Source organism: Marinobacterium sp. MBR-111, assembly GCF_040547585.1.
GTDB classification, from domain to species: domain Bacteria; phylum Pseudomonadota; class Gammaproteobacteria; order Pseudomonadales; family Balneatricaceae; genus Marinobacterium; species Marinobacterium iners.
Window position 1 is genome coordinate 1 of record NZ_JBEPQA010000044.1, and the last position, 10,377, is coordinate 10,377.

12 protein-coding genes and 1 pseudogene are annotated in these 10,377 nt (G+C 56.8%); 12 read left to right on the plus strand and 1 reads right to left on the minus strand.

Features of this window, described 5'->3' with window-relative positions:
- The 12 genes and pseudogenes from ABIE61_RS17835 to ABIE61_RS17890 all read left to right on the plus strand — a co-directional run.
- Positions 1-387: pseudogene (locus tag ABIE61_RS17835) on the plus strand (hypothetical protein); the annotation flags it as partial.
- Positions 374-1,189, plus strand: coding sequence for an ABC transporter permease (locus tag ABIE61_RS17840; RefSeq protein WP_354412022.1), 816 nt, complete (start codon positions 374-376; stop codon positions 1,187-1,189). The pseudogene ABIE61_RS17835 and the gene ABIE61_RS17840, both read left to right, overlap by 14 nt.
- Positions 1,190-1,202: 13 nt before the next feature.
- Positions 1,203-1,643 carry a thioredoxin fold domain-containing protein gene (locus ABIE61_RS17845; RefSeq protein ID WP_354412024.1) on the plus strand — a complete coding sequence of 147 codons (441 nt, stop codon included), beginning with the start codon at positions 1,203-1,205 and terminating at the stop codon, positions 1,641-1,643.
- Positions 1,644-1,759: 116 nt separating this feature from the next.
- Complete coding sequence (locus ABIE61_RS17850; protein ID WP_354412027.1) at positions 1,760-2,701, plus strand: AraC family transcriptional regulator; 942 nt, start codon at positions 1,760-1,762, stop codon at positions 2,699-2,701.
- 59 nt (positions 2,702-2,760) lie between these two features.
- Positions 2,761-3,321 carry a carboxymuconolactone decarboxylase family protein gene (locus tag ABIE61_RS17855; RefSeq protein WP_354412029.1) on the plus strand — a complete coding sequence of 187 codons (561 nt, stop codon included), beginning with the start codon at positions 2,761-2,763 and terminating at the stop codon, positions 3,319-3,321.
- The gene (locus ABIE61_RS17860; protein ID WP_354412032.1) at positions 3,318-4,415 is read left to right on the plus strand and encodes an acyl-CoA dehydrogenase family protein; all 1,098 of its coding nucleotides are present in this window, start codon (positions 3,318-3,320) and stop codon (positions 4,413-4,415) included. The genes ABIE61_RS17855 and ABIE61_RS17860 overlap by 4 nt, the downstream gene beginning before the upstream one ends.
- On the plus strand, positions 4,412-5,227 hold the full coding sequence (locus tag ABIE61_RS17865; RefSeq protein ID WP_354412035.1) for an ABC transporter ATP-binding protein: 816 nt from the start codon (positions 4,412-4,414) through the stop codon (positions 5,225-5,227). Before ABIE61_RS17860 ends, ABIE61_RS17865 begins: the two co-directional genes overlap by 4 nt.
- A complete protein-coding gene (locus tag ABIE61_RS17870; RefSeq protein ID WP_354412037.1) occupies positions 5,220-6,458 on the plus strand; it encodes an ABC transporter substrate-binding protein in 1,239 nt (412 codons plus the stop codon). The genes ABIE61_RS17865 and ABIE61_RS17870 overlap by 8 nt, the downstream gene beginning before the upstream one ends.
- Complete coding sequence (locus ABIE61_RS17875) at positions 6,455-7,213, plus strand: ABC transporter permease (protein ID WP_354412040.1); 759 nt, start codon at positions 6,455-6,457, stop codon at positions 7,211-7,213. Before ABIE61_RS17870 ends, ABIE61_RS17875 begins: the two co-directional genes overlap by 4 nt.
- Before the next feature lie 163 nt (positions 7,214-7,376).
- On the plus strand, positions 7,377-8,357 hold the full coding sequence (locus tag ABIE61_RS17880) for an aliphatic sulfonate ABC transporter substrate-binding protein (RefSeq protein ID WP_354412043.1): 981 nt from the start codon (positions 7,377-7,379) through the stop codon (positions 8,355-8,357).
- Between the two features lie 20 nt (positions 8,358-8,377).
- The gene (locus ABIE61_RS17885) at positions 8,378-9,217 is read left to right on the plus strand and encodes an ABC transporter permease (RefSeq protein WP_354412045.1); all 840 of its coding nucleotides are present in this window, start codon (positions 8,378-8,380) and stop codon (positions 9,215-9,217) included.
- Between the two features lie 12 nt (positions 9,218-9,229).
- Positions 9,230-9,973, plus strand: coding sequence for an ABC transporter ATP-binding protein (locus ABIE61_RS17890; RefSeq protein WP_354412048.1), 744 nt, complete (start codon positions 9,230-9,232; stop codon positions 9,971-9,973).
- Between the two features lie 17 nt (positions 9,974-9,990).
- Here the strand turns inward: ABIE61_RS17890 and ABIE61_RS17895 are convergent.
- Positions 9,991-10,377, minus strand: a 387-nt coding sequence (locus tag ABIE61_RS17895; RefSeq protein WP_354412050.1) for a VIT1/CCC1 transporter family protein, incomplete at its 5' end; no start/stop codon positions are given.

The window sequence follows — 10,377 nt, forward strand, 5'->3', positions numbered from 1 at the left end:
GCCATCGCACGAGCGCTGGCACTGGAGGCCTCGCTCCTGCTGCTGGACGAACCCTTCGGCGCACTGGATCCGGTTAACCGAATCCGGCTTCAGGATCTGCTCAACCAGGTCAGACAGCAACAAGACAAGGTGTTTTCAACAGTGTTTGTGACGCACGACCTGGATGAAGCGCTCTGGCTGGGCGATCGCATCGCAGTCATGGGAGCCTCACCAGGTCACCTGATTTCAGTGCACTCTGTACCCAAAAAACAAGAGCGTACCGACCGCGATCACTACCGATACTTGGTCGAGGTGCAGGAACTGCGCCTGCAGATAGAAGAAGCTTTAGCCAGTGATGTTTTGCGACGTCTTAAAGTTGAAGAGGTAAGCAGTAATGTCTCAACGTAGTCTTTCACTTCCAGCAGCCCGTCCCAAGGACAAGCACCATGCAGCTGGCATTGCCAGTCGCCTGTTTTTGGGGCGAGAAAGTCTGATCGTTTGGCTGGTAATTCTAGCGGGCTGGTACCTGCTTACATTTCATAATGACGCTTCTCGAAACCCACTTCTGCCCTCCCCTTGGGTCGTTGGGTCGGCACTTTTACAATCCCTGCCTGAACTACTGAGCAGTGCCTTTGCATCCTCAAAAATACTGATTCCCGGCTATTTGTTAGCCGTGGCTTTGGCAATACCCTTCGGACTGCTGGTAGGAACGCGCACCCCACTGCAACGCGCTTTCATTCCATTTGCGAGGGTTGCAGCCCCTGTACCGCCAACGGTCTACATACCCTACGCTATCGCCGTGTTGCCGACTTTTCACCTTTCTGCGGTGTTTATCGTGTTTATTGGTGCATTCTGGCCCATTTTCCACAACACCGCGCTTGGGGCTTCATCTACTCCGCAGAGCTGGAAAGACAGCGCAAAAATAATGCAACTTGGACGGATCGAATACCTCCTGCGTATTGTCCTACCGGCCAGTTTGCCGCAAATATTCTCTGGCTTGGGGGTTGGGCTGGTTTTCGCATTCATATTGCTAACCATCGCAGAGCTGTTCGGCGCCGTTGAAGGGCTGGGGCGCTTTGTACAAATTCATGCAGACTATGCCAACTATCCTCAGATGTTGGCCGGAATTCTGTTTACAGGGGCTATTGCCGCTTCATGCATGTCAGGCTTGGAAGCCCTGCGACGCCGTGTTCTGTTCTGGTATCGGTAGGGAGTCGGTTTAAATGAAGTCTATCCTGTCTTTTCTCGCTTTGTTGGCCCTTTTTGCAGGGGCATCTGAATCGCATTCGGCAACGCAGGGTGCACTCAGGATTCTCTATATAAAGCAGGCTGATTGTGTCTACTGCAATGAGCTGGATAAAACCCTGCAGTCATCACTCATATCAGAAAAACTGTTCGGCCGCTTTTCGATAGAGTCCTATGACCTTTCGACCGATGCCTCGATAAGATTGTCAGGCCAGCAGGAATTGACACTTTCTGAACTTGTCTCAGAGTTTCGTATTGTTGGTACCCCGGCCCTGATATTCATGAATGCTGAACAGGAACCTGTACTTGTACGCCAGGGACGGCAACAGAAAGACGACCTGATCGCTGCCATCGACTATGTTGAGACACATGGGTATGAAAGCCTACCTTTCGGTGTTTGGCTGCGCATTCACCAGTAGGGCTGCTCAAGGAAAACGGATTTCTGCAATAGATATCACTTTTTATTGGTTCATCGCCCTGCATGATCGGCAGTAAGGTCGGCCTTGTTATCCATTCATGGTTACGAGGCCTTCCCGTGCAGCGCACCACATCTCCCATCGAATTGAGCAGTCGTCTTATCGAAAGCCTGGGCATTCGATCATCCCTGTTTCACATGGGCCGATATTGTGGCCAGTGGCAGGCATCAACACAGGGTCGCCGCCGCGCCAGCTTTCATCTGATTCTACATGGAGAATGTTACCTGCATCGCCCTGGCCAACCGGTGTGCGCTCTACGTGAAGGGGACGCGGTCTTCCTCCTGCGTGACATCAACCACAGGATTACGCCAGATAAGGCAGGCAGCAGCGCCGCCTGCAACACCATGCAGCCGTTGGAGCAAACCAACCGGGCCGGTACCGGGTTGGCCTGTGGTTTTTTTGAACTGGGTGGCCAGACGGCAGAACTGCTGACGGCTTCGCTGCCCGCCTGCCTGATATTTGCGCGAGACGGAGTCGCCATGCAGGGCGCCCGTCCTGTTTTCGAGCTGCTGCTGAAAGAAGCCTATGACCAGCAGGCTCCTGCCAGTGCCTTGATCGAGCGCCTGACCGAACTGCTGTTTTTATATCTGTTGCGTGCCGCCGCAGATGACAGCGACCAGCCCAGGGGCGTGCTCGCACTGGCTCAGGAGCCACGATTTGCTCCGCTTCTGGAAAGTCTGCTGGAAAACCCCCAGCAGGAGTGGACCCTCGAAGAGATGGCCGCGCAGGTACACCTTTCAAGGGCCGCGTTTTGCAAACAGTTCAGTGAGCTGTGCGGACTGCCCCCGGCACGTTTTCTTCAACTGTTGCGCATGAGCATTGCCGCAGGTCGGCTGCGTAACGGGGCCAGTGTGAGGGATACGGCCGAGCAGGTCGGCTACCACTCAATCGCCGCCTTTTCGCGAGTGTTCCGCAACGTACTGGGGGTCACCCCTGGCGAGTACCGGCGCCAGCCCGGTACACATATCAAGACGAATGAGCAAAAAATGCTGACGCACTGACAATTCGTTAGATCCATATTGATTCAGAATAAGGAAACATTTTTTTATGGAGTTTTGTTATGACACGTCTGCCCCTGCTGAATGCCGAGACCGCTCCTGAAGCCAGCCGAGTCCGTGTTGAAAAGGCGCAGGCAAACAACGGCTTTTTGCCCAACCTGATCGGCATTCTGGCCAACTCACCCGCCAGCCTGGAAACCTATATGACGGTCGGTGAGATCAACAGCCGCAGCGGTTTAACACTGCAGGAACGCGAAGTGATCCAGATTACCGCCGCCAGTGTGCATGGCTGTGACTTCTGCGTTGCAGGGCACAGTGCCATCGCCCTGAAAAAAGCGGGTTTCAGCACTGAGCAGACCATTGCACTGCAGCAACGCCGGGCTCTTGGCGATGCCCGGCTGGATGCGCTGGCCAGCTTCACCAAGGCGGTCATCGTCAGCCGTGGCAACGTGTCTGACGGAGAGCTGGCCGATATTCGCGCAGCCGGCTACAGCGACGAGCAGGTTCTGGGAGTGGTGCTGGGTGTCAGCCTTGCAACCCTGTGCAACTTTGCCAACAACCTCGCCCACAACACGCTGAATCCTGAGCTGGAACCCTATGCCACAGGAGCCCTGACCCTATGAACGCACAGACCCGAATTGATAACCCTGATCTGTCCGCCCTGACTGCCTGGCTGGGTGAACATGCCAACGAACTGGATGCTGACGGACCGGCTCAGGCAGAGCTTCTGTCTCGACTGGCCCGGTCCGGCCTGTTTCGGGTGAGTGTCCCCGAAGAGTTCGGGGGAGACGGACAACCTGTCAGCCAGGCTATCGATGCCATTGCAGAGGTCGCCCGTTACTCTTTGACGGCTGCATTTGTCGCCTGGGGGCATCGTACTTTTATCGAGTACCTGCTGGCATCCCCCAATTCCGAGCTGGCACAACAGTGGTTGCCGGCTCTGCTCGAAGGTGAAATTGCAGGTGCCACAGCCCTGTCCAATGCGATGAAATACCTCTCCGGCATTGAAGAGATTCAGATTCATGCCACCCCTCAGGATGACGGCTGGCAGCTCAACGGCAGGCTGTTCTGGGTCACCAACCTGGACCCGAAGGGGTTCCTGGTGGCCGCAATCGTTGAGCACGGTCAGGATCAACCTCCTTCCATCGCTCTGCTCGACAGCCGCCAGAAGGGTCTGACGCGCAGCGACAACCTGGATCTGCTGGCCCTGCGTGGCAGTTCAACGGCTGCCCTGCAGATCGACGATCTGACGCTGAAGCCGCAACAGGTGATTCACCCGAACGCCTTACACTTTTGTCCATCCATTCGGCCCCGGTTTCTTGGGCTGCAATGTGGCATGTCGATAGGACATGTGCGGGCCTCACTGGACAGTATCAGTCTGCGCGCCAGACAACCCAACGGCACCTATCTGCAGCCGGCACTGACCGCGCTTCAGGAGACACTTGAGCAGCACTCCGCTGCACTCTACGAGGGTGTGAATAACGGCCTGTTTGCCACCGCGCCGGCAGAGTTGTTCAAGCTTCGCATTGCCCTCGCTGAACTGGTACAGCGCGCTGCCAACCAGGCGCTTGAGGCGACAGGGGGCAACGCCTATTTGCTGGACAAACCCACCGGCTTTGGCCGTCTCTGGCATGAAGCGGCATTTATACCGGTGGTGACGCCCAGTGTTTCACAGCTCAAGGGCGAGCTGGCCAAACATGAAGATCACTGCGCATGAGCTACCCGGACAAACCACTGCTAAGAGCTGAACGGGTGCGCTACGACTACAGCCCCGGGCAGCCTGTGTTTGAAGATATTTCGTTACAGATTGCCCCGCGGGAAATTCTGGTGCTGCTCGGTGGCAGCGGTTGTGGCAAATCGACACTGCTGCGTTTGCTGGCGGGCCTGAGTCGTCCGTCCTCGGGGCATGTGTATTTTCATGATGCACCGGTGGAGCGTCCACACCCACGCAGTGCCCTGATCTTCCAGCAGGCCAGCCTGCTGCCCTGGCTCAAAGTGCCGGACAATGTCGCCTACGGTCTCAACTTCAAGCATCAGCCCCGCATCAGTCGTACTGAACGCAGTGCACGTGTGACACGTGCATTGTCGGCGGTGGGCCTGTCCAGCCACAGCAAGGCCTGGCCAACTGAATTATCGGGCGGCCAGGCGCAGCGGGTTGCGCTGGCACGGGCGTTGGCACGTCAGCCCGAACTGTTGTTCGCGGATGAGCCTTTTTCTGCATTGGACGCCATAACACGGACTGAAATGCAGCAACTGCTGGTAGACCTGGTCCATCAGTGGAACACCGCCGTGTTGCTGGTCACACACGATATTGATGAAGCTCTGGCGGTCGCTGACCGCATTATTCTGATGGGAGGGTCTCCTGGGCAGATCGTGCAGCAATGGCAGCTTGATCGCTCAGATGTGCTGTCACCCTCCGGCCCCGATCTGTTGCAGCTGCGGCAGGAAATTCTACAAGCCCTTCACCTGAATAGCCGCCACTCTGATGGCGGCTCGGAACATCCGACAAGAGGATTAACCCATGCGTAAAAACCGTTTCTTCCCAACCCCAGGTCAGCCTGAAGTCGAGGGCTGTGGTTTCAATCGCCGCGATTTTTTGCGCATGGCCGCTTTGGCTGGCAGTGCCAGTCTGGCCTCGCCTCTGCTCAGCGCGGCAGAGCAGCGTGCAGGTAAGTTCAAAGGGGATGATATTCCGGTTCAGATCGGCTACCTACCGATTACTGACGCCACACCCTTGCTGGTGGCCGATCAGCTGCAGCTGTTCCGCGAGCAGGGTTTGCGTACTGAAAAGCCGCGCATGTTCCGCAGCTGGGCTCAGCTGGTAGAAGCCTTTGTAGCCGGTCAGGTTAATGTCATTCACCTGCTAACCCCTGCAACCCTGTGGGTGCGCTATGGGGCAAAATTTCCTGCCAAAATTGTCGCCTGGAACCATATGGGCGGATCAGCCCTGACCGTTGCCAACAACATCAATAGTGTGGGTGATCTGGCCGGCAAAACGGTTGCCATTCCGTTCTGGTATTCGATTCACAACATTCTGCTGCAAAAAGTACTGAGTGAAGCAGGTCTTAAACCCGTTTCCCTGCGGCCGGGCCAGACACTGGCTGATAATGAGGTCAACCTGGTGGTGCAGCCACCCGCCGAGATGGTGTCGGCCCTGGCCGGCGGCAGTATCGCGGGCTTTATTGTGGCAGAGCCTTTCAATGCCGCCGCCGAACTCAAGGGCGTCGGCAAGGTGCTGCGCTTTTCGGGCGACATCTGGAAAGACCATGCCTGCTGCGTCACCTTCATGGCCGAGCGTGACCTGCAGGATCGTCCCGAATGGGCACAACGGGTGACCAATGCCATCGTTGATGCTCAGAAATGGAGCCTGCAGTTCAGTGATGAAACCGCCGCCCTGCTGGCCGCCAGCGGCACCGGTCGCTACACGCCGCATTCGGTTGAAACGCTGGATAAGGTGTTCTCCGCTCGCGACTACGCCCAATACCAGTCTGCCGGCATCATTCACAACCCTTACTGGTCACAGAAGCGGATTGATTTTCAGCCCTATCCCTATTCGTCCTATACCGAAGAGCTGGTGCGCAGCCTGACCCAGACCCATCTGGAAGGCAACAATGGCTTCCTTGGCGAGCTGTCACCCGAGTTTGTCGCCCGTGACCTGGTTGATGACCGCTTTGTACGTCGGGCCATCGAAAATGCAGGTGGACCGCAGGTGTTTGGCATCGATCCGAGTTTTGAGCGACGGGAATCTATCATCGTATGACCCGTCGACTCATCAATCGCATGCTGCCCCTGTATGGACTGGGATTTGCGCTGCTGGGTTGGTGGTTGGGTGTGAGCCTGCTGGCCCACACCCTGCCCATCGCATCAAGTCTGGGCCCGATGCCCACATTTGAAGCGCTGCAGCGACTACTGCAGGATGGCTACTTTTATGACCATATTCAGCTGAGCCTGCAGCGGGTGGGGGTAGGGCTGCTGTTTGCCGTGCTGATCGGCATTCCGTTGGGTGTCCTCACTGGCATGTCGCGCTGTTTTGCCCGGGCCAGCAGCCCGCTGTTTCAGTTTATGCGGATGATTTCGCCTCTGTCATGGATGCCCATTGCCGTCATGGTACTGGGGGTGGGAAATGCACCAGTCTATTTCCTGCTGGCCTTCGCAGCCGTCTGGCCGATTCTGCTGAACACGGCCACCGGCGTCGGTCAGCTGGACAAAAACTGGCTGTTGCTGAGCCAAAGCCTTTCAGCCACCCGCAGCGAGCTGGTGCTGCGTCTGGTATTGCCCGGCATCACTGCGCATATTCTGACCGGAGTCCGGCTGGCCATCGGTATCATCTGGATCGTGCTGGTACCGGCCGAAATGCTGGGCGTAACGGCAGGGCTGGGCTACTTCATCCTGGATACCCGTGACCGGCTCGCCTACGATGAACTCATGGCCGGTATTCTGGTGATCGGCCTGATCGGGTTCCTGCTCGACTGGTTTGCACGCTGGCTGCACCGCTGCTGGACACATGATCGCTGAGGCTGTGCAGATTTATCCCATCTGACGTCTCGCCTGCGTTACCTGCCCGCCCCGTGCGGGCAAACCCTTTAAACACGAAAATGCTATGCGTTTATTCCTATTTCTGTGCGCTTTCCGGTCGTGACACCATTAGTCTTCATTACCGCCTGATGAGGACTTTCAATTGAACATAAAAAATCGCTTTCGCTCCCTAAAACGCCACATGATCACGACTGCAGCAGCCACGCTGCTGGCATTGTCGCCCTTTCATGCTGCCCAGGCCGCACCTGACCAGATCTCCATCGACTACGCCTACTACAACCCGGTTAGCCTGCTGTTGAAGAAGAAAGGCTGGCTGGAAGAAGATCTGGCCAAGGACAATATCGATGTGCGCTGGACGCTGAGTCTGGGTTCAAACAAGGCGCTGGAATTTTTGCGCGGCAGCGCGATCGATTTCGGTTCCACCGCAGGCTCTGCCGCACTGGTCGCCAAGTCCAACGGACTGCCGATCAACTCCATCTACGTTTACTCCAAGCCGGAGTGGACTGCACTGGTAACCCGCAAAGATTCGGCCATTCGTTCCGCCGCTGATCTGAAAGGCAAATCGGTTGCCGTAACGCGCGGCACAGACCCGCATATCTTTCTGCTGCGTGTATTGGCAGAAAACAACCTGACCGAAAAGGATATCAACACCGTACTGCTGCAGCATCCGGATGGCTACACCGCACTGGTACGCAATCAGGTGGATGCCTGGGCCGGCCTTGACCCTCACATGGCACGCGCTGAACTCGAATCCGGTGCTGTACTCTTCCACCGCAACGTGGATCTGAACACCTACGGCATTCTCAATGTGCGCACGGCTTTCGCCGAGGAAAACCCAGAACTGGTCAAGCGTGTGCTCGGCATCTATGAAAAAGCCCGCCACTACGCGCTTGAACACCCGGAAGAGCTGCGTGATGCACTGGTGGAAGCCGCCGGTATCAGCGCCGACGTCGCTGCGCGCCAGCTTGAGCGTACCGACATCACCAAGGCCGCCATTGGCGATGAGCACCGCAAATTGCTGATCGAAACCGGCAAGGTGCTGCAGAATATCGGCATCATCAAACCGGCCGTGGATGTCACCGCTGTCACTGATCAGCTTATTGATCGTCAGTTCAACAACTGATTTTCTTTCGGAGGTTCGGTATGAAAACCCTGACTCTGCGTTCTGGAGCCGGTTCATCCCGGCCCTCCGGCGCCATTTTCAACACCCGACGGCTGTTCAAACTGCTGAGCTGGAAAAGCTGGCTGCTGCCATTGGCATTTTTATTGGTATGGGCACAGCTCTCGTCCCGGGGCGTATTCCCCGCCTATGTTTTGCCACATCCGTTACAGGTATGGTCTGAGCTGGCCGCGCTGTGGAGCAGTGGTGCGTTGAGTGAGCATATCCTGGTGACGACAGGCCGAGTCGCAGCCGGCTTTCTGGCCGGTACAGCAGCCGCCACCCTGCTGGGCGCACTCACCGGCTACTCCCGCTTGGCGCGTGAACTTCTGGACCCCGCCCTGCAGGCGATCAAGGCCGTACCCTCTCTTGCCTGGGTGCCCCTGTTCATTCTCTGGTTCGGTATTTTCGAAACATCAAAGATCATTCTGATTGCCGTCGGCGTGTTTTTCCCGGTCTATTTGAACCTTATGGCCGGCATACGCGACAGCGACCGCAAGCTGTTTGAGGTTGCCCGGGTTTATCGCCTGAACACCTTTGACCGGGTATTTCGCGTGTTGTTGCCCGGCACGTTGCCGGCCTACTTCACCGGCCTGCGTTCGGGGCTTGCGCTGGGGTGGATGTTTGTCATCGCCGCCGAGTTGATGGGGGCCAGTCAGGGACTGGGATTCCTGATGCTGGACGGCCAGATGACCGGCAACCCGGCCATTATCATCGGTGCACTGGTACTGTTTGCATTGGTTGGCAAAATCACGGATGCACTGCTCACATTCACAGCCACTCGACTGCTCTCATGGCAGGACAGCTTCGGCCGCACCCAGTAATCGAGACAAACCATGCTTGCCATCAAAGATGTATCAAAACAGTTTATAGATGACACGGGTGTTGATCATCTGGCCATCGACAAGATCAACATTCAGGTCGACCAGCACGAGATTATCGCACTGGTTGGCACTTCCGGTTGTGGTAAATCCACCCTGCTGCGCATTCTGTCGGGGCTGGACACCCCCACAAGCGGACAGGTAAAACTGAACGGAACGATAGTGTCCGAGCCCTCTTCCGATATCGCCATGGTGTTTCAGGAGCCGCGCCTGATGCCCTGGCTCAGCGTAACGGAAAACATTCGGCTGGTGTTGCGTGATCTGGTACCGGATGAACAGGACGATCGTATCCGCGAAGCGCTGGAAAAGGTCAACCTGTGGAAATTCCGGGAGGCACTGCCTCGCCAGCTCTCCGGGGGGATGGCACAACGTGCATCCATTGCACGGGCACTGGTGCGCAAGCCCAGCATATTACTGTTGGATGAGCCTTTCAGCGCACTGGACAACTTCACCCGTGCGGCACTGCAGGATCACCTCATTGAGCTGTGGGCGGATTCCCGTTTTACCCTGATTTTTGTCACCCATGATGTCGAGGAGGCTGCGATTCTGGCCGACCGGATTCTGGTCATGCGTGGACATCCCGGGCGGGTGTATGAGGAAATCAAAGTCGAGCTGCCTCACCCACGCGAGCGCAGCAGCAGCGAGCTGATTGCACTGAAGAAAAAAATTGTTGCCGCATTGGATCTGTCTCATGCCTGAAAGGAGAGTGACCACTTTCATGCAACCACGCCAAACACCTTGCCGACTCCCGCCGTCAGCGCCATGGCCAGGCCACCCCAGAAAACAACTCGGACGGCCCCGATCATCATCGATGCGCCACCTGCTTTTGCGGCAATTGCACCCAGCATGGCGAGAAACACCAGTGAGCACAGTGCAACCAGCGTAATCAGATAACCGATGGGCACTATCCAGGCCACCAGTAACGGCAGAGCTGCACCGACAGTAAAGGTGGCCGCTGACGAAAGGGCTGCCTGAACGGGTTGAGCACCGCCGTTGGCCGAGATGCCGATTTCATCGCGGGCATGCGCATCAAGGGCATCGTGCGCCATCAACTGTTCTGCAACCTGACGCGCCAGTGCCGGCTCAACTCCTCGATTTTGGTA